Below are 21,876 nucleotides of genomic sequence, written 5' to 3'. Positions count from 1 at the left end.
CACTCCAATGAGAGCAACCTTCAAGCGACTCGCAACGCTCCTGCTCGTCCTATCGGTTATCACGGGCGGCATGGTAGCGTTCGCAGGCTTCGCAGCAGCAGAAACAACCACCCTCGCCGGCGACGACACCGATCTCGTCACCGGCTTCGAGGCGAACGAATCTGATCACCTCGAGTACGATATCACGGCCGACGGGACCGACTTCGACACCGACGGAACCGATACGGCACACCTCAACGTCACGTACGACGGAACTGAGTACGCCGCCCTCGAGGACGCGATCGACAACGGCACGGCAACGAGCCAGACGCTCAACCTGAGCCACGACGAGCTCGAAAAGTTGCCCGGTGACGCCCTCCAGAACACGACCATCACGGTCAACGTCTGGGGAGAAGACGCCGACGGCAACGAGACGACGGCGATGGAGACGTTCACCGTCGACCTCGAGTTCGCGAACACGCACGCGGTTCGCCACATCGACTCGAGCGACAGCACGCTCCTGACCGAGTTCGAGCAGGCGGAAGAAGACGACGGCTGGTTCTCACTCTCCAGTCTCGCGCTCTGGAACAACGACCTCGAGGACCAGGCCGAGATCGAGGACGAGATCGGCATCGACGGCCAGAACACCGACGTCAAGGTCTACGCTGACGGCGACGTCGCGGACGTGCTGGACGCCTCACTCGAGAACGCCGAGGACGGCGACCGCGTCGGCCTCCTGATGCTCTCGAGCCTCGACGATGAGCCCGTCTACGTCTTCAAGGGCGAAGCCGGTGAGAAGATCACCGGCGACGAGGTCGACGAGAACGACAGCTACATCGTCGCCCACGAGGGCGGAGAGATGGACGTCAACCTCGGCGACGACCACGAAGGCGAGGAGACCGTCGACGTCTCGCTCATCTCCGGCCAGGACGTCGACGCCAGCACGCTCCAGGACCTGGGCTACTCGATGCTCCAGTCCTACGGCATCTCGATGCACAACGTGCCGTACCTGGGCGGCTTCCTCACCGGCGGCTTCGGTGGGGCGCTCATCGCGGGCGGCCTCGTCGTCTCGCGGCGCCGACTCTCGGCCTAAGCACAGACTCACGACCACCAGCGGAACGCGTTCTTTCGGTACTCAGGCCGAGTTAGAGGTTCGACTCCTCGAGAGCGCCTATGGCTACCCAGCCAGCCACCCGGCAGCACAGTACCGTTTCCCGAACGACCGAGCGGACCAAATCGGACGCACTCGCCGAGCTCGTCAACACGGTCTCCGAGCAGATCGGCTTCCCGACGATCGACCCGCTTGAGGTAGACGGCGACTTTGTTCGTGACGAAAACAGCGTCTTCCGCAAAATCTGGACGCGTGCCGACGGCAAGGAGACGGAAGAGCGCGTCGTCGCCCGCTCAACGTCGCTCACGGCTGGCTGGCACGTTCACCACCAGACGCCTGACGGCCGCTCCCGACGAGTCACGGAGGCGCCTCTCGAGCGGGAGGCAGCCTTCGAGGAGGCCGAACGGCTGGCCGCCGATCTCGATCGCGTTCCAGTCGAGTGCCGGACCGGCCGTGCCTCGGAGTAGATAGTCCGCGCCCTCGTCTCGAGGCGCGCTCTAAGTATCGGGGCTTGGGGGTGGTGTTGGCCCGCCCTGCTTTTCACAGGGCGTTTCCACCTTCGACGACCGGCTCCCGCCGACTGCTCACCACTCACCTCTTCCGTACCTTTCGCGCCCCGCAGGAGCGGGTTCAAATCCCGCCGGGCGCATACCACAATGAAACCCAACACCAGCAGACGACGGTTCCTCCGGTTGTCCGGACTTGCGGTGGCTTCCGCAGGCTTCGCGACGCCGGTTAGCGCACAGACCGAGACCGAATCGAGACAGGGTATCCTCGCCGACGGCGTCGCAGAAGGCGGGGATAACTGGGCGTTTTTTTCCGGAATGATGTCCTCGGCGTTCGGGACGATCGGGCGCCGAGAGGACCCGGAACGACTAGCCGGGGCGATGCAAAACGAGTTCAACGCGAATGCCGACGCGTGGGTCTCGTATGGGAACTGGCTCACCGACGAGTACGACGTCCAGCCGATCGGGGCGGCGAACATCAACGTCACGGTCGCACAGACGCGGCGTGTTCTTCCAGATCCGTTCGAGCCGTACGAGACCCATATCGAGGTCGGGTATGACGACGAGACGGAGACGTTCGACCACCTCGAGTGGCACGATGGCGAAGTCGACGACGCCGACTACCACCTCGAAATCCGGAACCAGGCTGCTGAGTCGGCGCCGGACGAACTCCTCGAGTTCCGCCAGACGTTCATCGGCGAGGACGGCGAGGGACACGAACTCCCCGACCAGGAGTATATCAGCGAACTCCAGGGGAAGTACTTCAACTACCTGCGTTTCGGCGAGGATGCCGAACACGTCCTCCAGCTCCTTCTCGGGAACTAATGGCCCGGAAGCGACGTAAGCGCGATCGCGAGGGGCGGTTCTCGAAACTCGATTACCGGGAACAGGCCGACCACGGCCATCGCGCACATGAGAACTGGTTTCAGACACAATTCCGGCGACTTCGCTGGTTCCTCGGCAAGCTCATCCCCGGTCGAGGGCGGGGATCTCCGGGACCGCGAAAAAAGAGGTGACCAACATGGGAATCATCAAAAACGCACGCAAATTCATCGGTGAGGTATCGCTGTCAGACTTCCTTCCGGACTGGTTCCTCGACCTCACAGTCAGGGCACTCCCCCAGGCGCTGGGGTTCGGGACCGCCGAAGAACAGGTCAAAGGATCGATCATCCTCATCGGGTGGTCGATCTTCACGGGCCTGTTCACCGGCCTCGTGACGGCCGTGTTCGTGTTCTTCTGGGGAATCTTCCTGTTGATTGGCATCCTCCGGTGGAACGAGTGGTTCGGCAACAAATACGACCGGGCCAAATCAGCATCGCTCCCGGGAATGAAAAAGAGTGGAAAGTACCGCATTCGTCGAGGGGATGACTAATGCCCTGGAAAGGATCGGGGAGCGGTCCTCGAGGCCGTGGCCGGCGAACTGATATTGCGAACGCCATCCGCCGAGCCGAGCGGTCGGTGTTCGTCGTGATCGGGAAGGTGCTCGTCGTAGCGCTGTTTTTCCTGTTCGCCATCGCCTCTGCGGCAAGCGACGCATGGGTGATCGCCGCCCTCGCGGGCGTCGGAGCGTTCATCGTGGCGAGCGTCATCCTCCCCGTTGAGGACCTCCGTGACGGCATGTCGTGGCTCTGGTCGGGGAAGTTCGGCGAGTGGGTTCACGGTCTGTATCTCCGCCTCATCCCGGGGCGCTCGCCTTCGGAACGACGACGCGGCCTCGTCTCGGTTCGCGGCCTCGTAGTACTGGGACTGACGGTCTGTCTCCTCTCGAGTGTGGTGTTCGTCGCCGGAACGGCGTTCGCCCAGGAGGACGACGAGGAACGGATCTGCGCCGACGTCACCCACGACTACCTCTCCGACGATAGCTACGCGACCGACTTCGAGGAACACGGCGTCATCGAATCGACTGACCGGAACGTGAAGACGACGCTCGAGGAGACGGACGCGTTCGTCCGCCTGTCGGTCGAGAACCCCAACAACTACTGTGTCGACATGACCGTCAAAGTCCATCCTGAGACCATTCCGCCCGCAGAGGTCGGCGAGGTCTCGGCCGCTGACGGTGACACTGACTCAATGTGGCGAAACGTCCACGATTTCGACACCGACCAGTCCTACACGGAGATCACGTTCCGGATCGACGCCGAAGACGAGTTGACGTTCGCACCGAACCGGATGCGCGTCCTCGGCATCGCCTGGAAAGACGAGCAGACCAGTGGCGGTGTCCTCGATCGAATTACGGCGCCGCTGAAAGACGACTCGCTCGAGCAACGAACCTATCAGATCAACTCGAGCGAGGGGTCGATCGTCACCGTCCCGCTCGAACACAGCGATGGACAGTCGATCGACGAGTGGACTGCCGTCTACCAGATCAACGACGGTGAGTGGCGCCCAATCACGACCGACAGTGCCGACCCAGCGTTTTACCGAACCGTCGACGGTGGGGCGGCCGTCCAGTTCCACTTCGATACGGATGGCTACGACAAGGGAGACATTGAGGTCGAGTTCACGGCGAACCCGAACTCGATCGACAAGGCGAAACACGAGTGGCGCTCGTACGCCTCGAGCTGGTCGGACCTGTTCAACTTCAACTTCGACTTGCTCTGGCTCACGCCGCTCGCGGGGGTCCGGCTATGAATCTTGGACAGACGATTACGGCGATTCTAATCCTGACAGTCCTCGCAGTGAGCTTACTGAACCCGGGTGGCTGGGTTCTCGCACTGACGATCGCGTTCATTATCCTCACGGTCTACGCCGCTATCGAGTTCTTCCCGGAGTACATCCTCGTCACGAACCAGGGGAAAAACGCCCGGAAGGACAAGCGCCGACGTCGGCGTTCGCGAGGACTCAACCCGTTCAGCCGGACGTCGAAACGGGAGACGCGAACCGACAACACGCGAGAGGTGAACAACGATGAGTGAGATGGCCGTTGCGGGCGTGATTATCTTTGGAGGGCTCGCCCTCGGATTGCTGTTGAGCCGGCACTTCTACAGCGAGTCGCGCTGCCTCGAGTCGATGGTCCGGATTCCGATGAACCTCACGTGGGTGCTCATCGGTTCGTTCATGATTATCGGAGGCTACACCGTCGCCGGTGTCATGGTCCTCGCGGCAGGCTCGTACTTCGCGTTCTCGAACGCCCGGCGTATCGACGAGTCAGACCTTCGGGAAGAGACCGGTGGATGGCGCAAGCGCGCGGCCAATTGGTCACCCGTCAATCGCTCAGGTTGACCGATTTTCCTTTCGAGAGCGGTTATAACTCCCCACTGAACGATGACATGAGACAGTACACCGACCACACCACAGGCACCGTCACCCGAAACAAACGATCGATCCAACTGTATTTTCCCGTCCGATTCTCCCGATCGCCGTCGAACCCGCTTCGCGGCGTCGAGGAGTTCGTCGCCTTCTGCGACTCGGGCGCAATCGTCGTCGTGCCCGTCGACGACGCCCCGGCGTTCCCGCTCGAGGTAACACCACCAACAACACTCGACCTATGAGTACCTACACCCACCCGACGAGTCGTACCGACGCCAGCCCAACCGAGCAACAGCGGACGGAACTGTCCGAACTTCGGACGCGGCTGTTCAACAAATACGAATACCTTCGCGACGACGCACCCGAACTCCACGCCGAGATCGACGCGTGGCTCACCGAGAGCGTCACCCTGCCCGACGGCAACGTGGGGTCGGCCGTCAAATCCCGACTCCGGTCGCTGAAAAAGAAACACAAGATGCGGAACCACCGGGGGGTCGATAACGGCGAGGCGGCCTTCCCCGAAGACTGCGAGCAGTGCCCGCATTATGGCGTCGCCTGTCCGATGCTCAAGCGTCACTCGGTGACGAAAACCCTCGAGCGAATTATCAAGACCGCCGAGACCGACGACGACCTCGTCGACCAGCTCTCGGATCTGGCGATCGAACACGACTGTCACGTCGTCCTCGAGGAACTCGACGCCTACCAGGACTCCTACGGCGAGTTCCTGAAACGCGGCTACGAACTCCACTCGCGAGCACAGGCGGTGCTGGCCGGCGAGGATCCCGACGCGACCGAGTACGACTTCGCGAACTACGACGACGGCCCACCGCCGGAAGCACAGGCACAGGTCGAAGCGACCGTCGAGGCCGTCATGAACGACGACGAGGACGGTGATGACTTGTGATCGACGTCCTCTCTGGGGTTGCAGGTGGATTGGCGTTCCTCATCGGTCTCGGCATCCTCTACTGGGCGATCCTCAAGTTCACATCGGCAGGAGACGACCCTCACGATACCGAAAGCACTGACGACCGCCTGTCCGTCGGCTCGGACCCGCGTCATCGTCGAGTCGGCTTCCGGGGGCGCGTCTCGAGGCAGACACCGATGACGAAAGCGGTGCTCGCCTCGGTCGTCGTTCTCGCAGTGTATCTCGCCGTGGCGATCTACCAGGTAGCGGCGACCGGCCGACCGACTGAAGCCATCTACGCCGAGTACGCAGAGTGGGCCGGGTTCGGCCTCGTCTGCGTGACTGGCGGCGTCTGGTTCAAGGCGAAACAGGACGCGAAATCGGGCGAGATACAGATCACGCTCGAGCGTGAGGAAGGCAACAAACGCCGTGTCGTTCGATTCGACCGATCGAATACACAGCTCACCGACGACGGGACGACGCTCGTCCCCCAACTGAAAGATCACCAGGCCCTCGGGCTGTTCTGGCGGCCAAAACTCAACGCGGACGACCCGAAGCGTCGAGACGCCGATCACCGACTCCCCGATGACCTAATTTTCTGGGAGGTGCCAGACGACGATTCTGCTGTCTGGGACGAACTCACGGGCGAAGTCTCGGTTCGGGCCTCTGAAATCCGCGAGGTAAACAACCCTGGTCGAGTGGCCGACTACGAGATCGTCCCCTCGGAGCGAAAGAGCAAATCCGAGATTCGACAACTCGAGAACGATAAGACCGAACTCGAGGAGGAACTGAAATCCGAGCGCGTTCTGAACGCTATCCTCTCGGAACAACTCTCGGAAATCGAAGACGTCCTCACGAACGAGGAACAGGCCATTTTCCAGCGCCTCGAACAGGCCAAAGACCTGTTTGAACCCGAGGAGAACGGCCACCGATACGACGAACGCGACCGACAGAAGACGGCGTCCACGAGCGACTAACCAGAGACGATTCACATGACGGACACACACCGACAGAGCCCGTGGTTTCGGCTTTTGATTATCGCTCTCGTGGCCCTCCTCACCGTAGGGGCCGCCGGGGCGATCGGGCTGGCGGCCGCCGACACCGGCCCGTCAGCACAGACGATTACACTGAATGAGAGTGCCAACGATTCCGAAACGCCTTCGCAGGCTGAACGCGTCCGGATTACGCCCGAGGACTACGATGAAGACTACCTCGAGATATCGACCGAGCAATCGGATAAGGCGTTCAACACCTCGGGACCGTTCGCGACGTTCTCGCTTTCACAGCCGGTCGAAAGCGCCCGCGTCGGCCAGCCGAACGCGGACGCCCGCGTAATGGGCGATGGATCCGTGGTTCGCGTCGAGTACGCCGACGACGCGGCTGGATCGGAGGGGTCGCTGTACGATCTCGAGTTGTTCTTTGCCGATGGCTCGAGCTACACGGTCGACCTCTATGCGACCAACACCGACGTGTCGGTCGAGGCCGCCGAGTACACCGAGTATAGCGGTGTCATCGACTACCTGAAAGACCAGGCCGGTGACAACGGATACGAGGAGACGCCTGACGGCGCTCAAGACTATATCGAAGATACCGAAGACCGAGCCGACCTGTTCGATCACCTGTTCTCCGAGCAGGTCCAGATGTTCATCACGATGCGGATCATGGACGCCCAGAACTTCGTCTCCTGGGTCGTCGCCATCGGGTTGATCGCTGGCCTCGCCATCTACTTCCAGCGCAAACACGGCTGGATTCTCGAGTTGCAGCAACTCGCCGAAAGCCGCGCCGAATTGATGCGCGAGGCGATCCGCCAGGACTACGAGGAGTTCCGAAACGCGGCAGCGAAACACCCGCTCGAGGACGTTACCGAGATCGGGACGAACGCCGCCCGCTACTGGCGTGAGCAAGACGTCGAAACCGTCGATGACATGATCGAGGTCGCCTGTAAGGGTATCGTCAAAACCGACCAGTACGGCAACATTGTCTACGATGATGACGGCCAGGTAGTGTTCGCTCACCACGGCGTCGACGACCTCGCGGCGGTCGATCCCCTGACCACCGAACAACTTCGCGAGCAGACGTGGCTCGGGCCGCTCATTTACGAGGGACGGCTCGCAGCGACGACCGCCCTCTCGAATATCGAGGCGGCACTACTCGTCGCCGAGAAGGACTACAACCGAGGCAACGAGGTCCGCGATGCCCGGCGGACGGTCTCGGAACTCGTCGCTCGACTCTCGGGTGAGCGTGACTACGAACACGCCGAGACGTCCTCGAACGCCGCTCGAGGGACGACTCATCACTACGGCGGCTCTGCGGCTGGAGGTGACTGACCGTGTCGCTATCACTCACTGACGCCGACCCGGAACACCCGGACGAACCGTCGCTGTTCACCCGCCTCTCGAATATCGTGCTGGGGGATCCGACGAAGGCGCCCCGCCGGATTGCGACGTTGTTCGTCTTCTCGCTATTTGCGTTCATCTGCGTCGGTATTTGGATGCTGATGAACGCTCGGATCGATACCTCTGGGTCCTCGGCCCCGCTCGTCGGCCCCGCTGCCAGCATTCTCACCCACTGGGCGATCGTGCCGGTGCTGGCCGCGTGGCTCACTCGGCGCTGGGTGTTCTTCCGCCGGAAGCAGTACGCGAATAAGGCGGCGGACGTGACTGGCTGGACGGTCCAGACGATTTACCAGCTCTGGGACGAGGTCCGATCGACCGATGGGTGTACGCGTGTCATCGCCTCGACGGACGATACGCGAGAAACCATTGCACAGCGGATCGATTCTGCCCTCGGAGGGGACTCCGACGATGACACGGTCGACTACTGGACGCCGCCGGAAGACGGTGCCGAACCAACTCGAGCCGATTCCCGACCGACCGATGTTCCCACAGTCGATGCGACGGTTCTTCAAGAGTCGATTCAACGTGGTCACGCGGCCGGGGTTGCAGTAGAGGAGGCCGTCGACGACGCGGATGTATCCCTATCCCAAAAGACCTGCTCGGAATCCGATGTCGATGAGTCGACCTCGCTTAAACAACGGCTCTGGAAGGTAGTCACATGGCCGTTCGTGACGCTATGGACGGTACTCACGTTCCCCATTCGGGCGGTCGTCTCGGTAACTCGCTGGATCGTTCGTTGGTTTCTCGACGCCGTATCGAGTGGTGATCGACCGGAAACCGAAGTGTCGACTCGAGACGAGCGGGACGTTCCGTGGAAGGTTCGCTTCCTTGAGGAGGTCAAACACCTCTGGCTCGACCTCCAAAGTGGGTTTCGAACGGGCGAAGCGGCAATCCGCTTCGGCGTCCCCTTCGGCGTGGCCTTCACGATTCAACTGTTCGCGATCGGGCTGTGGACGACGCTTCCAGTCTACGCGCTGTTCATCGCGACGAGTGCGTTCGTCGGCCTGACGTGGTACTGGGTCGGCAAACGGCGCCGCCAGCGCCGACTACGGCGCCACCGAACTCGAGCGAGTGACGAGTACTGGCTCGATTGTGCCGGACAGTTCAAGACCGTCGAGACGGCCGACGTGACCGCGTACGTCGGATTCATTGCCGGTCGGCGGTACGCGGCCTACGATCGGCGAGAGTTCGTCCGGAAGACGAGCGAGACGATGCATCAGCACGTCACCGACGAGTGTGTCGCGCCGTCAGAACTCGAGCACTACGCCCGGTGTCTGGCTCAGATGAAGCCGAATCTCGACGGTCACCGAAAGAACGTACTCCGGTCGCAGATCATGCACGATCTCGATGAACTGGTCCGGTCCTCGGAAGACGAGATTATCCCGAAAGCCGAGCTCGCCTGGTTGGTGATCGAACAGCCGACAAACTCCAAGATTCGGACGTCGATTGGCTACGACCCGGAACTCGTCTGCGAGGAGTACCAGTACCTCGTCGAAGAGGCACACGTCCTCGACGAGCGCGAGGTGGCGTTCACCGACTCCTCGGGCGACGAGCAGTCGTTGACGATCGTCTTCCCGGCGGACAAACGCCGACTCCCCGACGTCTCCGAACGTCACTCGCAGTTCTCGAATCGATTCACGGACAAGAAGGGCGAGCCGGTCTACAAACTCCCCGACGTCGACCCACGGGACAGCCTTCGCGGGCTCGTCCCATCGCCACAGGCCGCTGCCCGGTTCAACGGGGCAACGGCAATGCCGAACAGTGACTAACCACACATGAAAAACGAACACCGGCTCGTTGAGAGTATCCAGAGTCGCGATGACGACCACGTCTCCGAGACGGTCTCGGAACTGGCGACGCATTACGAAAAGCGCCAGCGTCACACCAAACAGGCCGAACAGAACGCCACGATACGGAAACTCCTCGAGCAAGCCCGGAAGGCACTCGCGGGGGCGTCCGATCACGAGGTCGACGAACTCCTCCACGCCGCCCACTGGCTAATTCGTGACCACGACGACCTCGGGTCCGTCCTTCGTCCCGGGTATGACGACCTCAGCGGGCGGGCGAAGACACTCTTTCAGGATCACCGCGCACTCCGGGATAAGGGCCTCCCGCCGGACTCACCGAAACACGAACTGGTGACGCTCCTCGAGGTCGCCGAAGCCCTCGAGTTGATCTACAGCGCTGGGGACATGACCTGGTACGAGCCCGTCCGGTTTTCACGTATCGATCCCGCGCCGGGAAAGGCGAGTACTCCGGGACCACTGACGCCAATCGGGAGGATTCGTATCGGTGCCGACGAGCCGATCGGCCCGGGCGACCGCCGGCCCGTGATCGAGCACAAGTCGTGCGAGCACGTTCTGACGGTTGCTCTTCCGAGGCAGGGAAAGGACTCGACGAACGTCTCGCTGTGTGCGAATCTGAAAGAGGAGCACCAGTACAAGTGGATTAGCCTGTGGGACGACGGCCGCGACGAGACGAACATGATCGCCATCCCTAACGACGAGGAGCCGATTCAGGAGAACCTCGAGGAGATGGGCCAGGAGCCGACGGCCTACGATACGCAGGTGTACGTGCCCGCGATGTCCGGGCTCCCGCGTGAACTCCCGGGGAACTTCGAGCCGTTCACGATCGGCGTCGACGACCTCACCGGGAAGTTGATTCTCCGTCTCGGTGGCTTCACTGCCGACCGGAACACCATCAACCGGGTCGAACAAGCGCTCAAGGAAGCGAAACAGGCATCAACCGACCAGGTGGCCGTCCTCGTCGACCGACTCGAGAAATACGCCGAAAACGTCGAAGCGACAGTCACCATTCGCCAGCTCGCTGACGACGATTTCGATCGCGAGGACGCCGATGGTGACGTGGAGGTCCGGGAGGACGACCATGGGGCGACCGAGATCCGGTATCAGATGGATGCCGACGACGTCCTCCGCGAGTGCGCCCAGACCGTCCTCCATCTGGCCGGTGAGGGATTGCTGGCGGATTCCGACGCGTCGACGAATCTCGATATGGCCGAGGTCGTACGCCGAAACGACCGGGTGGCGACGCTCAACTGTAACTATCTCGAGGACCGGAACGAGCCGCTGAAATACGTCATCGCGAACCTCTGGCTTCGGCTCTTGCTCCGGGTTCGGGACGAGGATAAGTCCCTCCCCCGCGTCGCCCTCGAGGTTCGGGAGCTGAAACAGATCGCTCCGTCGAAGATGACGCTCGTCCCCTACCCGGACGAGGCCCGCCCGCTTCGCCAGACGCTTTACGAGATCGCCACCCAGGGTGGCTCGCGTCGAATCATGATGGCCGGGTCGACCCAGAAGCTCAACGACGTCGCGAAACCCGTCCGGTCGAACATGCCGTACAAAATCTTCCTAAAACTCGATAACGGGCTCATTTACGATATGGACGATGAGATGCACTTCCCCAGGGCACTGAAAGAGCAACTGAAAGGATTCGATCCAGGGCAGGGCGCACTCAAGGTCGACGAAAACTTCTATTGGCCGATCTGGTGGCGTGGAGCGCCCTGTGGACTCGGAGACGGTGACGTTCCCTTCGAGAGACGCTACGGGCAGGCACTCGGGTACCGCGTTCGAAGCCACACCGACGACCGCTGGCGCTCGGCGTTCAACGACTGCGAGTGGTGGTGTGACGTCGACGGGACGGCTTACCCGACTGACGAACCGCCCGAAGTCGATCGGTGGTATCTCACCTCTCGTGACGTGCCCGCGTGCGTCCGCCCGGAAACGCTCGACGAGGAGAGCGTGTATCGCTTCAGCCAGTGGCGACAGGAGTATCCGGTGGTGAACGATCTCCGATTCCAGCCGACGGCAGTTGCGGGCGAGTCGCGGGAAATGCGCCTCGAGCGTCTCGAGCGAGCGAAGGAACGGCGAATGGCCGAAGTGATGGCCGGCGGTGCAGCAACGGCACAAACCGATGGGGGCGGCGAGGACTATCGGCTTCCTGCTGCAATTCGTGACTGGATCGACTACGGTGACGAGAAGCGCCAGCGACTTCTCGAGTGTCTAACCGAGATCGATCAGAACGAGATTACGAGCCGTCGATCACTGTCCGAGTTCACTGGGATACCTGATTCGACTCTCGCTGATTGGATGGTCGACGATGGGCCACTCGGAAGGTGTATCGAAAAGGTCGATCGTGTATACGCGGTCACGGCTCTCGGGGAGAAAGCGATGGGGTTCCCCTGGGACGAACTCGAGTGATGGTCGGCAACCAGCGACCATCTGAATCAGCTTTTCGTCTTTCGATTTTCCTGACTCCTGTCGTGGTCGGATCGCCCGCGCTACCCACCGCGTATATACTAATGTTGCGCACGACAGAATAGAGAAATTGATCGATTTATTTTATATTTGATTTGCCCGGTCAGGGAAGGCTACAGACGGTAACACTACACACGCACACGAGAATCAATCATGCCCGCCGAACCCACGCTCCTGGACGCCGCGTTTTTCGTCCTCGTCCTCGGCGTCACCGCCTATGCGACTGTCCGGAACCGTCTTTCGAGCCCGCAGACCCCTGTTGAAGAGGCTCGAGAGGCGTACGCACGCGGCGAGATCGACGCCGACGAACTCGAGCGTCGTCTCGAGTTCCACCTCGACAGCAGAAACGACCAGATCCGCGCGTTCGTCGAGGACGTGAACAACGTCGGACCGAAGACGTCGAAGGCGATCGCCGAGGAGTTCGACTCGCTGACCGAGCTGCGCGGCGCCGATCGGGAGCAACTCGAGGCCGTCCACGGTGTCGGGGAGAGTACGGCCGAGGCAGTGCTCAAGAAGTGTGGTTAATGGGTTCCGGGGGGAGCACCATCCGCCGAATTTCAACTACTATCGGAACAGTTGAAGGACCGCTCCGATGAACATCGCGATTATCGCTGCGTACACGAGAATCGTGAAGTGGTTCGTGAACTGTTCGGTGCTGTAGCTAAGCGCTATTGTGCTGATTACGTCGATCATTTCGTGCTCTGGTTGCGCTGTTTTTCGTTGGCAACCATCTAACACGACAACGGGAATTTATATAAATTTCTAGGGTGGGGGTGGTTCTCTTTTAAGATTTCGAGCACTGCCGTGAGGGGCTGCGCGTCCTGCGCGCGTATTCTACGTTTCAATCACGCAACCTAGGTAGTTTTATAGGGTTGGGAGCAGACCAAACTTCCGCGCAACGTCAGCCCTCTCCGGAACTAAGCATTCTCGGAGGACGGTTGACCAAGCGCATAGACACATCTATGCCACCAGTTGATGTTACGCTCCAGGTCGCATCGGTTGCATTGCTGTCGATCAGCGTTGGTCTCAAGCTCTACGCTCTCCGGTCTGAGGATCGGGGGCGTTAGAACGAGCCAACGCCCTCTCCGGAACTAAGCATTCAGTACCAACACCGGGGTTCATATGAAGTTTTCGGGAGTTCAATACTCGGTGTTCATCAGGGATAGAGAGGTTCCTTTCCCGTTTTGGTGAACTCACGCCCTGGTTCAGTAGAAGCAGTTACTCGAGTTCGACGCTCGGTTCGTCCGTTCGAAGCCGTCCGATCGGCTCGCCACAGGTTGAGCAGTCTCCGTAGGACTCCGCCACCGCCTCGACGAGTTCGTCGACCGAGTCCTCCACGCCCCCGACCTCGAGTTCGTAGCCCTGACAACCATTCGGACAGCCAGCGACGACAACTGTCTCTTTTCGATCCGTGCCGATACGATGACCGCTCACGCGTTATCCCCCAGCGTCGGCGTGTACTCTGTCTCCGCGTCCTCGAGACGCGTTCCACACCGCACGCATTCGGGAACCCCGCTTTTGAGCTTGAACCGCGTTCCCCGACAGTCCGGGCACCGATCGCCGTCGGCGTCGGGGTCCTGGGCGTGGGCGAGATCGTCGCGAACGTGGATCGTTCCGGGCGTCCACTCGCCTCGATAGCCGGCTTTCACGCGCATCCGGCAGTCGTATTTCGCGACCTCGTGGACGACCTCCGGCGGGATGGAGATCGACGGGAGCGGCCGCGTCGGGATGGTCAGTGGCTGGAGAACGACCTCGTAGCACGGTCGCATCGGGGCGTCTTTCCCGAAGGATATCTGGCCGGCCTCGTGAATCCGGGCCGCCGAGAACGTGAACTCGTCCGTATTGACACAGGGCCCGGTGTGGGTCCACTCCTCGCCCCGTCGGGTGATCGTGAGTGCGTCCGAGCCGGGATAGTTCTCCGAGGGTTCGGGGTCGTAGGCGACACACGGCAGGCCGTTGAGTGCATCCCGGACGTCGGCGGCCTTTTCGCTATGCATCCGGGACCACCTCACCGAAACATCCGGGGCAGAGAAGCCACCCACGCGAGAAGAAGTCGTCAAACTCGAGTTCGTCTTCGGCCTTCTCGAGTGACTTTACGGGCCGTTCCTCCTCGCCGACGCGGTAGTGGGTGTCGGTGAGCGTGTCGATGTCCGTCCCGCACCCCGCACACGAGACGTCACCCACAGGCCTCACCCCTCGCGGCCTCGAGTTCACGCTTTCGCCGCCGGTATCCCTCGTGTCCGCCGGCCCGATCGGGCGCGCCACAGGACGGACAGCCCGCCAGGACGTGCCCGAGGACGTCGAGTTTTCGTTCGGCCTCGAAGGACTGGCCGCAGATATCACAGTCCCACTCGCCCGCGTGTTCGTATTCGGCGCTCATATCACGTCGACCTCGGCGACGTTCTTCCCGCTCTGGTACTCCTCGAGCGCCTGGTAGTGCCCGAGGCACACCGGAATCTCGATCAGGTGGTCGCTCTCGTCCTCCCCGAGCGGCACGTGCTCGCGATTGAGGACCTCCAGGACGGTGTACATCTCGCAGTTCGGATGCGGCGCCGGAGCGCACAGCAGGCACTCGTCTTCCTCGTAGGCGTCCTTTCGGTCGGTGGCTTTACTCGCCATCGTCACCACCGAGAGAGTCGAGCAGTGCGTCGACCGCCGCCGAGTGCAGTTCGCGAGCGACCTCGCTATCGAACCCACCCTGCGTCCGCCCACGGGCGTCGAAGACGAGTTTACAGTCGTGACACGCCGTCATCGTATCGTCCCACATGATTTCGTTGATCTCGTCGGCTGGCTCGAGGTCCGTCCCCTCGCAGTCGGGACACTCCTCCAGGAGCGGATCGTTACTCACCGTCGCCACCTCGAATCTGTTCGACTTCGTTTGCGAGCTGGCGCTCGAGCGACGTCGCCCCGTCGACGAGGTCCGTCACCGTCTCGTGTTTCGGCTGGTCCAAGCCGGCGGCCGGCACCTTCTGGAGTGCTGCCAGCGCGTCTCGCGTGTGTGCGAGGGACTGTTCGCGGATCTCGAGATCCGAGAGAGGATCGTTACTCGCCATTGTCGCCCTCCGTCCGCCGGTTCGGATCGGTCCAGTCCACGAGCATCGAAAAGTCGTCGTGGTCGCCAGCGTAGTCGGGCCAGAACCCAGGATCGGAAGGTTTCTCGGATAACTCCCCGCCGACCGCCTCGAAGAGTTTCTGGTTCGGCGTTGGATACTCACGCTGGAGTGCGACGTCGCGCCCGTAGTCCGTCAGGATGAACAACAGGCCGATCACGGCGTTCTCTCGCTGTGTCTCCGCCTCTTCCGATGCGTCCTCCAGGATGTCGTAGATTCGGCTCAGTTCATCCGCTAACCGCGTCTGTTCTGTTTCAGTCTGCAAATCCAGTCACCTCATTACCGCAGTCGAAGCACAGTTCGTCCATGCCGCCGTCTCCGCCGTTCGCTCGAGGGCCGTCGCGGATGTATCCGGCATGGTCGTCCGGGATGGTCTTTCCACACTCCGAGCACTCGCTCGGGATGTATCCGAGAACGTAGTCGGTCCCCTCGTATCGCCAGTGCTGAGAGCGGACGTATTCGACCTTCGAGCGGTCGATGCCGTTCGAGGTGTTACTCGGCATCGTCCACCCCTGCTTGCTCGGTTTCGATTCCGTTACCGCACTCGAGACAGTACCGGACGTAGTCCGCGCTGAACATCGCCCGGAGCTTTTCGCGACTCGATGTCGCTTCGGGCTCGAGACTCTCGATCGGGAAGTCCAGCTTCTCCATCGCGTAGGGAGAACAGCGCTCGCCACACTCGTCGCAGTTACCGTCGTGGCGCCGACGCCCGAGTCGGAGCTTCGGTTCGCAGATCGCGAGCGCTGTCGCCCTCGAGAGGTTGAACATGACGCCCCAGTACAAACGTCGGATCATCGGTCGATCACCGCCCGGTCGTAGTCGTCGACGACCTGGCCGATTCCGACTGGTTCACCGGGGTCGTAGGTCATTGGGACGGCAACGTGGCGATCTCGCTGGCCGGCTCGTCGTTCGGCGACGTCCTGGGAGAGCTCGTCGGCGACGACGTCGAACCACATCTCGCCGATACCGACGCCTGTGATTTCGACGACCTGCCAGTGGTCCGTCTCGTTACTCATGGACGATCGCCTCCTCAAGGAGGTCGGCCTCCGAAACGACATCCATCTCGACGGCGTCTCCGTCGTGGACGCAGTACAGCGTCGGCGGCATCGCGAACGCGCCTGCCGTCGTGGAGTTCGTTGCGATTTCCTTCCCGCATCGTCGGCACTCGTGGAGGCTCATGCTGCGGCCCTCTCATCGTCGCCCTGCTCTAGCCACTCCGGGAGGAGACTGTCGAGTTCGTCGCGTTCTTCCTCAGTTACGTCTCTCTCAACGGTGTCGATGGCCGTTTCCACAGCGGTATCGAGGTCGAACTCTTCCTCCGGTATCTCCCGGTGAATAAACGCCAGCTGGGCGAGTAAGTCGGTGATCATGCGTGAAACGTCACCTCCACACCGTTGTACTCGAGGACGCGATCGCCACATTCCGGACACTCGGTCGGGACGTGCTCCGCGAAGCGGAGTCGGTCGTAGCCGTCCACTCGGACGTCCGAGGGGTCGATCTCGACGCTCGTCAGCCAGCCGTCACAGAGGTCGGGGTCGTCCTCGCCGATCATGCAGCGGATGGCGAGGTTGTTCTTCCGCAGCTCGTCGGGGACGCGTTCGAAGCTCATGCCGTTTCACCCGCGATATCGGCCATCCCCAGATTCACAGCCCGAGCGTAGAACTGGTGCTCGAGGTAGTTCTCTGCGCGGTCGGGGACGTCCTCTCGAGAGACGGACTCGAGTCCCTGATTGTTGACCTTCCGCTCGAGTTCCGATTTGGTGTACCCCAGCGGGAAGATCGTGCCGTCCTCGTCGAAGTCGGCGGCTTTGATGGCCGTAATGCCGCGCCGACCGACGTAGACGCACCCGCTGGCGTGCTCGAGGCGGTAGAACTCCTCGATTCGGTCGACGTCGTCTCGTTCGAAGTCGCTCATCCGACGGTCACCATTCCGACCTTCTCGGTCGATTCGACGCGCAGAACGTCGTGTTTTGATTCGGCCCACTCGATAGCCGCGTCTTCGGTCTCGTCTGCGTGGGTGAACGACTCGTAACGCTCTCCAGAGGTCGATTGCTCGCAGTGGACGACCGCCCGAATCCGGTACTCAGGCATTCGGACCATCGATTCCTTGTAGGCCGTCTTGTCGATCGGGTTGTACGCGTCCTCGAGGCGTTCCAACACCTCGGTCCACGACGCGTCGTCGTCTTTCATCTCGACGATCGCCGCCTTGAACGGGTTGTCCTCGGGAATCTGCTCGAGGACTTCGTCGTCGTCGATCTCGATCGGTTCGCACTCCGTCGTTTCGGGGTCAGGGAGGCTCATGCCGGCACCTCGCGCCCGAGCCGCTCGTGATCGATGCCGTAAATCCGAACGTCGACGCCTCGAAGTTCGGTTTTCTTCGTCCGTTCATAGTCCTCGAAGCTCTGCTCCGGGTCGACCGATTTCAACACGGCCTCGTGTTCCTTCGGAACGACGATCTCGTTCCGCCAGACTCCCTGGCGCCATTTCGAGGCCGATCCGGTTCTCAGCGTGTAACACTCAGCGGCGTTCTCGGTCAGCTCGAGTGGCTCACCGACGATCTCGACGATGCCGCGCTCGTCGCCGACGTGCAGTTCGATACCGCCGTCAATCTCGGCCATGATCGGAAGCCGTTCGCGTAGCGATGCGTCTGCGTCGTACTCGTCTGGCAGCCATTCGGGTCGGTCGGCTTGACTCTGTGCCATACATCACGTTTCTATCTTATTCAACATATATGTTGCGCTGCTGTAGATACTGTTGAATAAGCACGGTATACTTTTATCACGGCATCTCGTTAGATCACACCATATATGTTGACCGGCAACACAGACGGCGAACGAATGACGAGGGCGTTGCTCACCGACGGCGAACGGGATGCAATACGAGGAGACCCAGATATGGACGCTAGTGTGCGCTCGAGCCACCGTTCTCGAGTGCGCGGGAAGATGGACCGGATGGAAACCGACGCCCGTCTACTGCGTGAACACGATCCAGAACTCTACGACCAGCTTCGCGAGGCCGTCGTCGAAGAAGACACCGAGGAGAGGTTGGCGCGGCTCGAGGAAGAAGTCGAGGACCTGCGGGAGCAATTAGAAGACGAGAACAGTTGACGGAGTGGGGCGCTATTCGATTTCTTCGAGGACCTCGTCGATCGTGTCGGCCGTGTCTTTCGTGTTGAGGTGGCTGTAGGCCTCGTGAGTCGTCTCGATTGAGTTGTGCCGTAGTGCATCCTGTGCACGCTCGGACTCGCCTGCCGCGTACAGGTCGGCCCCGAGACGGCGGCGGGCGCCGTGCGGCGTGAGATAGCCGTGGCGGTCGTCGACGTCGATGTTCGCCTCGTCGGTCAGTTGTTTCATGATCTGCCGAGCGCGCTCTTTCGAGATCGCCGGTGGCGCCACCTCATACTCCTCGAGGAGTTCGTCGAGAAACTCGGTTTTCAGTACGTCGCCCCGTTCCTCGAAACGCAGAGACACCACTTTCGAGCCGATTTCGTCCTCGAGGTTCTTCCGTCGAGCCTTGTAGCTCCAGCTCGGGAAGATCGGCCAGTCGTCACTCGGCGGGTCGGCCTTCCGTTGCCACCGATCCAGTACTTCGCGGGCGGACTTCGGGAGGGGAACCTCCTGATTGTGTTTGCGCCCCTTTCCGAAGACGTACAGGACCGCGTTCTCGAGGTCGACGTCGCCCCAGGTGACGCCAGTCCGTTCCCGATCCTTGAGGTCATTAAAAAGTTCGGCGCCTCGGGCCCCGGTTCTCGCGAGTAGGACGACCATTGTTCGGTCACGGTACGCGATATCGGGGTCGACGTCGATCTTCCCGTCGAGCGCCCAGTCGAGTCGCTGGGTGACGTAGTTGAGGATCTGCGTGCGTTGCTCGGTCGTCCAGTACTGGGCGTCCCGATCGCCGGTGTCGTCGGGGAGGTACTCCTGCCCCCGATCGGTTTTCGCAGGGTTCTGGTCGGCCATCTCGTTTCGGACACAGAACCCGAGGAACGCCCGGACGTAGTCGTAGTAGGTGTTCGCCGTCGACGCTTTCAGGTTCCCGTCTCGGTGGTCCTCTTTCAGTTCGTAGCCGAAGTCCTGGATGTCACCCGAGGTGAGCTCGCCCGGCGCCGCGATCTCGTGGCGCTCGCAGAACTCGACGAATCGATTCAGTGGCGTTCGCATCGTTTTGCGCGAGCCGTCCGAGTTGAGTGAATCGAGGTAGCGCGTGACCGCCTCTTCGACGGTGTAATCCCTGGGGTTTCGGCCTCGAGAAGGTGGTCTCTCGTTCATTGTACGTTCACACCTGCGGGGTACAGCGTCGACCCTAGTAAATCTGTTTGGTTAAACTGGTGTTTAACAAAGTAGTAGGCGAGTCGTCTGAGGCGTGTGTTCTCGGTAGTCTCGAGTCTTCTACCCTCGTTTTAGGGGTTTATATACTGTATGTCGCTATATCTTTTGCTCTTCCCTAGTCCTAGATGCTAATCGCCCGGATATCAACGTCTGACGCCTGTTAGCGGACGGATAGGAAACAGAGGGGTTCAGACGGTACCTTTCGGGGAGAAAATGAATAGAGAAATTGGCGATACAATCATGGCTAAAGCTCCTAAGAATAGATGGCCCCATCCTATTGATTCGCCACCGTGGAGGAATCCGATACCTGCTGCTACGAGAATGATTCCTGCCACAAAGAGACCGGAAGGGACGCCCCAGACAGGACTCGTGTTGATTGGTTGAGTCATTATCAACCTCAAACGACACGTCTGGTGATATAAATCCAGCGCGTCATTCAATCTGAAACAGCGCGTCCTCGAGCCCCAGCCCGTGCTCGCCGGCGACGTCCTCGGCGAGCGCCAGCGCCCGATCGCGCCGGTCGGGGTCGTGGAGTACGCGTTCGCGAGCGTATTCGATCAGCGCCTCGACGATCAACAGGTCGTCCTGTGGGTGCATCGCCGGCGTTCGCTGCCTCTTCCGGTATAAACTATCGTCTTACTGTAATCGTATACAGTATACGTATACAATATCTATATTCAGACTGCGAATACCGCTTCCAGATTCAGATTTCGGATGCTTGATTCACAGCATGGCGTTTCTTCGCCTCGAGCGTCGTTTCGACGGCTTCCGGGGCGACTTCCGAGAGACCGACGCGTACCAGGAGTCCGAGTGCCATCGCTTTCGTCGCGTCGGCGTCGGTTCCCTCACGGTCGAGTTCGTCCTGGGCGTCGGCCACGATCTCCCCGAGGCCGTCCGTCTCGTCGAGGCCAGCGACGAGCGCTGCCAGATCGGAATCCCGAATCGTCAGGTTGCTGTGGGCGTCGCCAGCGTCGATCGCCGCGTACGCGTCGACGATCGCGCCCTCGAGCGACGGCGAATCGTCGGTCGGTTCGTTCGACGGCTCGGTTTCGTGGCGTTTCTGGCTCTTCGCTTCCTCGAGTAGGGCTTCGGCTTTGGATGTGTCGTCGGTCATGTTATCGTGCCTCCAGTCGGTCGAGTAGATCGTTGGTCAGTTTGCGATACGAGTCGCGCGCTCGCTTCCCTGTCGCGTACAGTTCGTCGTCCTCGAGCGCGAACAGCGTCCGGCCTCTCGCCTGTTCGTTCCCGATGTCCTGGGCTTTCGTCACCGACGGACCGGCGACGTCGGGATAAGCCTTCTCGAGTTCGGCTTCGAACTCACCCGAGAGGTTCGTCCCCTTCTCGATCATCGTCGCGAACACGAGCTGGAGTTGTGGGCTCGCGTCGTGATCGGCGTCGTCGCGGATCGCCTCGAGTTCCGTCTCGAGATTCTTCGCCTGGTTGCGTTCGAACTCGCCGGGTTTCAGCGGCGCGACGACGTTCTCGGCGGCGAACAGCCCGTTGATCGTGATGTTGTCCTCCTTTCCGGGGAGGTCCAGGAGGACGAGATCGTAGCGCGGGGCGAGCTCGTCGGTGATGAACGCGTCGAGTTTTCCGTACCGATCCTCACGTGGGACGTTCGCGAGGTTGTTGTCGGCGCCGCCGAGACCCTCATCTGCCGGGATGATGTCCACTCCCTCGTCGGTCTCGAAGACCATCCGATCGACGATGTCGTCGATATTGTCTCGGATGAAACTCCAGTTCTCGCCGAAGACCGCCGAGATCGGGGCGTCGGGGTCGTCGACCTCGTCGGCGATGCCGAACTGTGTCGCCAGGTCGTTCTGGGTGCCGGCGAGGTCGAGTGCAACGACCTCGAGGTCGTGGTGGTTCACCGCCGAAACGGCGATGTGGCCCGTTGACGTCGTCTTCCCGACGCCACCCTTCGGGACGTACGTCGCGGCTCTCATGGTGTTTTCCATATACGTATACTGTATACAGATAGGGCATACAAATAGGTTTGTCAGACGCAGTATCAGTATTC

The 21,876-nt window shown here is 61.2% G+C and carries 36 protein-coding genes; 15 read left to right on the top strand and 21 right to left on the bottom strand.

Annotated features, from left to right (window positions below):
- Positions 1-7 precede the first annotated feature (7 nt).
- From NGM15_RS18490 to NGM15_RS18425, 14 genes are all read left to right on the top strand, one after another.
- On the top strand, positions 8-1,072 hold the full coding sequence (locus NGM15_RS18490) for a hypothetical protein (protein ID WP_253439246.1): 1,065 nt from the start codon (positions 8-10) through the stop codon (positions 1,070-1,072).
- An 80-nt stretch (positions 1,073-1,152) separates the two neighbouring features.
- Positions 1,153-1,557, top strand: a complete 405-nt coding sequence (locus tag NGM15_RS18485) for a hypothetical protein (protein WP_253439244.1) — start codon at positions 1,153-1,155, stop codon at positions 1,555-1,557.
- 189 nt (positions 1,558-1,746) lie between these two features.
- Positions 1,747-2,421: a twin-arginine translocation signal domain-containing protein gene (locus NGM15_RS18480; protein ID WP_256499649.1), complete on the top strand. Its 675-nt coding sequence runs from the start codon at positions 1,747-1,749 to the stop codon at positions 2,419-2,421.
- A 196-nt stretch (positions 2,422-2,617) separates the two neighbouring features.
- On the top strand, positions 2,618-2,968 hold the full coding sequence (locus NGM15_RS18475; protein WP_253439238.1) for a hypothetical protein: 351 nt from the start codon (positions 2,618-2,620) through the stop codon (positions 2,966-2,968).
- The gene (locus NGM15_RS18470) at positions 2,968-4,227 is read left to right on the top strand and encodes a hypothetical protein (protein WP_253439235.1); all 1,260 of its coding nucleotides are present in this window, start codon (positions 2,968-2,970) and stop codon (positions 4,225-4,227) included. Before NGM15_RS18475 ends, NGM15_RS18470 begins: the two co-directional genes overlap by 1 nt.
- Positions 4,224-4,511, top strand: coding sequence for a hypothetical protein (locus NGM15_RS18465; RefSeq protein WP_253439232.1), 288 nt, complete (start codon positions 4,224-4,226; stop codon positions 4,509-4,511). Before NGM15_RS18470 ends, NGM15_RS18465 begins: the two co-directional genes overlap by 4 nt.
- Positions 4,504-4,818: a hypothetical protein gene (locus tag NGM15_RS18460; protein ID WP_253439230.1), complete on the top strand. Its 315-nt coding sequence runs from the start codon at positions 4,504-4,506 to the stop codon at positions 4,816-4,818. Before NGM15_RS18465 ends, NGM15_RS18460 begins: the two co-directional genes overlap by 8 nt.
- A 47-nt stretch (positions 4,819-4,865) precedes the next feature.
- The gene (locus NGM15_RS18455) at positions 4,866-5,087 is read left to right on the top strand and encodes a hypothetical protein (protein ID WP_253439227.1); all 222 of its coding nucleotides are present in this window, start codon (positions 4,866-4,868) and stop codon (positions 5,085-5,087) included.
- Positions 5,084-5,749 (top strand): hypothetical protein, encoded by a 666-nt coding sequence (locus tag NGM15_RS18450; protein ID WP_253439224.1) that lies wholly within the window; start codon positions 5,084-5,086, stop codon positions 5,747-5,749. Before NGM15_RS18455 ends, NGM15_RS18450 begins: the two co-directional genes overlap by 4 nt.
- Entirely contained in the window at positions 5,746-6,726 is a 981-nt protein-coding gene (locus NGM15_RS18445) for a hypothetical protein (protein WP_253439222.1), read from the top strand. Before NGM15_RS18450 ends, NGM15_RS18445 begins: the two co-directional genes overlap by 4 nt.
- A gap of 15 nt (positions 6,727-6,741) precedes the next feature.
- Complete coding sequence (locus NGM15_RS18440; RefSeq protein ID WP_253439220.1) at positions 6,742-8,076, top strand: hypothetical protein; 1,335 nt, start codon at positions 6,742-6,744, stop codon at positions 8,074-8,076.
- 2 nt (positions 8,077-8,078) lie between these two features.
- On the top strand, positions 8,079-9,914 hold the full coding sequence (locus NGM15_RS18435; RefSeq protein ID WP_253439217.1) for a hypothetical protein: 1,836 nt from the start codon (positions 8,079-8,081) through the stop codon (positions 9,912-9,914).
- A gap of 6 nt (positions 9,915-9,920) precedes the next feature.
- The gene (locus NGM15_RS18430; RefSeq protein ID WP_253439214.1) at positions 9,921-12,362 is read left to right on the top strand and encodes a hypothetical protein; all 2,442 of its coding nucleotides are present in this window, start codon (positions 9,921-9,923) and stop codon (positions 12,360-12,362) included.
- Between the two features lie 210 nt (positions 12,363-12,572).
- Positions 12,573-12,944 carry a helix-hairpin-helix domain-containing protein gene (locus tag NGM15_RS18425; RefSeq protein WP_253439212.1) on the top strand — a complete coding sequence of 124 codons (372 nt, stop codon included), beginning with the start codon at positions 12,573-12,575 and terminating at the stop codon, positions 12,942-12,944.
- A 693-nt stretch (positions 12,945-13,637) separates the two neighbouring features.
- On the opposite strand, the gene NGM15_RS18420 is transcribed toward NGM15_RS18425, so the two are convergent.
- The 17 genes from NGM15_RS18420 to NGM15_RS18340 are packed head-to-tail and all read right to left on the bottom strand — an operon-like array spanning position 13,638 to position 18,230.
- Positions 13,638-13,853, bottom strand: coding sequence for a hypothetical protein (locus NGM15_RS18420; protein ID WP_253439210.1), 216 nt, complete (start codon positions 13,851-13,853; stop codon positions 13,638-13,640).
- Positions 13,850-14,416, bottom strand: coding sequence for a hypothetical protein (locus NGM15_RS18415; RefSeq protein ID WP_253439207.1), 567 nt, complete (start codon positions 14,414-14,416; stop codon positions 13,850-13,852). Before NGM15_RS18415 ends, NGM15_RS18420 begins: the two co-directional genes overlap by 4 nt.
- Positions 14,409-14,603 (bottom strand): hypothetical protein, encoded by a 195-nt coding sequence (locus tag NGM15_RS18410; RefSeq protein ID WP_253439204.1) that lies wholly within the window; start codon positions 14,601-14,603, stop codon positions 14,409-14,411. The genes NGM15_RS18415 and NGM15_RS18410 overlap by 8 nt, the downstream gene beginning before the upstream one ends.
- Positions 14,596-14,799 (bottom strand): hypothetical protein, encoded by a 204-nt coding sequence (locus NGM15_RS18405; protein ID WP_253439201.1) that lies wholly within the window; start codon positions 14,797-14,799, stop codon positions 14,596-14,598. Before NGM15_RS18405 ends, NGM15_RS18410 begins: the two co-directional genes overlap by 8 nt.
- A complete protein-coding gene (locus NGM15_RS18400; protein WP_253439199.1) occupies positions 14,796-15,038 on the bottom strand; it encodes a hypothetical protein in 243 nt (80 codons plus the stop codon). The genes NGM15_RS18405 and NGM15_RS18400 overlap by 4 nt, the downstream gene beginning before the upstream one ends.
- On the bottom strand, positions 15,028-15,267 hold the full coding sequence (locus tag NGM15_RS18395; RefSeq protein ID WP_253439196.1) for a hypothetical protein: 240 nt from the start codon (positions 15,265-15,267) through the stop codon (positions 15,028-15,030). Before NGM15_RS18395 ends, NGM15_RS18400 begins: the two co-directional genes overlap by 11 nt.
- Entirely contained in the window at positions 15,260-15,472 is a 213-nt protein-coding gene (locus NGM15_RS18390; protein WP_253439193.1) for a hypothetical protein, read from the bottom strand. Before NGM15_RS18390 ends, NGM15_RS18395 begins: the two co-directional genes overlap by 8 nt.
- A complete protein-coding gene (locus tag NGM15_RS18385; RefSeq protein WP_253439190.1) occupies positions 15,462-15,794 on the bottom strand; it encodes a hypothetical protein in 333 nt (110 codons plus the stop codon). Before NGM15_RS18385 ends, NGM15_RS18390 begins: the two co-directional genes overlap by 11 nt.
- The gene (locus NGM15_RS18380) at positions 15,784-16,032 is read right to left on the bottom strand and encodes a hypothetical protein (RefSeq protein ID WP_253439187.1); all 249 of its coding nucleotides are present in this window, start codon (positions 16,030-16,032) and stop codon (positions 15,784-15,786) included. The genes NGM15_RS18385 and NGM15_RS18380 overlap by 11 nt, the downstream gene beginning before the upstream one ends.
- Complete coding sequence (locus NGM15_RS18375; protein WP_253439176.1) at positions 16,022-16,324, bottom strand: hypothetical protein; 303 nt, start codon at positions 16,322-16,324, stop codon at positions 16,022-16,024. Before NGM15_RS18375 ends, NGM15_RS18380 begins: the two co-directional genes overlap by 11 nt.
- A complete protein-coding gene (locus tag NGM15_RS18370) occupies positions 16,321-16,545 on the bottom strand; it encodes a hypothetical protein (RefSeq protein WP_253439172.1) in 225 nt (74 codons plus the stop codon). The genes NGM15_RS18375 and NGM15_RS18370 overlap by 4 nt, the downstream gene beginning before the upstream one ends.
- The gene (locus tag NGM15_RS18365; RefSeq protein ID WP_253439169.1) at positions 16,538-16,708 is read right to left on the bottom strand and encodes a hypothetical protein; all 171 of its coding nucleotides are present in this window, start codon (positions 16,706-16,708) and stop codon (positions 16,538-16,540) included. Before NGM15_RS18365 ends, NGM15_RS18370 begins: the two co-directional genes overlap by 8 nt.
- Positions 16,705-16,899: a hypothetical protein gene (locus NGM15_RS18360; protein WP_253439167.1), complete on the bottom strand. Its 195-nt coding sequence runs from the start codon at positions 16,897-16,899 to the stop codon at positions 16,705-16,707. Before NGM15_RS18360 ends, NGM15_RS18365 begins: the two co-directional genes overlap by 4 nt.
- The gene (locus NGM15_RS18355; protein WP_253439164.1) at positions 16,896-17,138 is read right to left on the bottom strand and encodes a hypothetical protein; all 243 of its coding nucleotides are present in this window, start codon (positions 17,136-17,138) and stop codon (positions 16,896-16,898) included. Before NGM15_RS18355 ends, NGM15_RS18360 begins: the two co-directional genes overlap by 4 nt.
- Positions 17,135-17,443 (bottom strand): hypothetical protein, encoded by a 309-nt coding sequence (locus NGM15_RS18350; protein ID WP_253439162.1) that lies wholly within the window; start codon positions 17,441-17,443, stop codon positions 17,135-17,137. Before NGM15_RS18350 ends, NGM15_RS18355 begins: the two co-directional genes overlap by 4 nt.
- A complete protein-coding gene (locus NGM15_RS18345; protein WP_253439159.1) occupies positions 17,440-17,829 on the bottom strand; it encodes a hypothetical protein in 390 nt (129 codons plus the stop codon). The genes NGM15_RS18350 and NGM15_RS18345 overlap by 4 nt, the downstream gene beginning before the upstream one ends.
- Entirely contained in the window at positions 17,826-18,230 is a 405-nt protein-coding gene (locus NGM15_RS18340) for a hypothetical protein (RefSeq protein ID WP_253439156.1), read from the bottom strand. Before NGM15_RS18340 ends, NGM15_RS18345 begins: the two co-directional genes overlap by 4 nt.
- Positions 18,231-18,422: 192 nt before the next feature.
- Between NGM15_RS18340 and NGM15_RS18335 the strand changes: the two genes are divergently transcribed.
- Complete coding sequence (locus NGM15_RS18335; RefSeq protein WP_253439153.1) at positions 18,423-18,635, top strand: hypothetical protein; 213 nt, start codon at positions 18,423-18,425, stop codon at positions 18,633-18,635.
- Positions 18,636-18,647: 12 nt separating this feature from the next.
- Here the strand turns inward: NGM15_RS18335 and NGM15_RS18330 are convergent, their stop codons facing one another.
- The 4 genes from NGM15_RS18330 to NGM15_RS18315 form a co-directional block, all read right to left on the bottom strand.
- The gene (locus tag NGM15_RS18330) at positions 18,648-19,796 is read right to left on the bottom strand and encodes a tyrosine-type recombinase/integrase (RefSeq protein WP_253439151.1); all 1,149 of its coding nucleotides are present in this window, start codon (positions 19,794-19,796) and stop codon (positions 18,648-18,650) included.
- Positions 19,797-20,288: 492 nt separating this feature from the next.
- Positions 20,289-20,453, bottom strand: a complete 165-nt coding sequence (locus NGM15_RS18325) for a hypothetical protein (RefSeq protein WP_253439149.1) — start codon at positions 20,451-20,453, stop codon at positions 20,289-20,291.
- Between the two features lie 106 nt (positions 20,454-20,559).
- Positions 20,560-20,970, bottom strand: a complete 411-nt coding sequence (locus tag NGM15_RS18320) for a DUF8115 family protein (RefSeq protein WP_253439146.1) — start codon at positions 20,968-20,970, stop codon at positions 20,560-20,562.
- A gap of 1 nt (position 20,971) precedes the next feature.
- Positions 20,972-21,802 carry a ParA family protein gene (locus tag NGM15_RS18315; protein WP_253439144.1) on the bottom strand — a complete coding sequence of 277 codons (831 nt, stop codon included), beginning with the start codon at positions 21,800-21,802 and terminating at the stop codon, positions 20,972-20,974.
- Positions 21,803-21,876 lie beyond the last annotated feature (74 nt).

The organism is Natronosalvus halobius, assembly GCF_024138145.1.
In the GTDB taxonomy this organism is placed as follows: Archaea; Halobacteriota; Halobacteria; order Halobacteriales; family Natrialbaceae; genus Natronosalvus; species Natronosalvus halobius.
The sequence above is the reverse complement of the archived record's forward strand: the minus strand, read 5'-3'. Positions and strand labels throughout refer to the sequence as shown.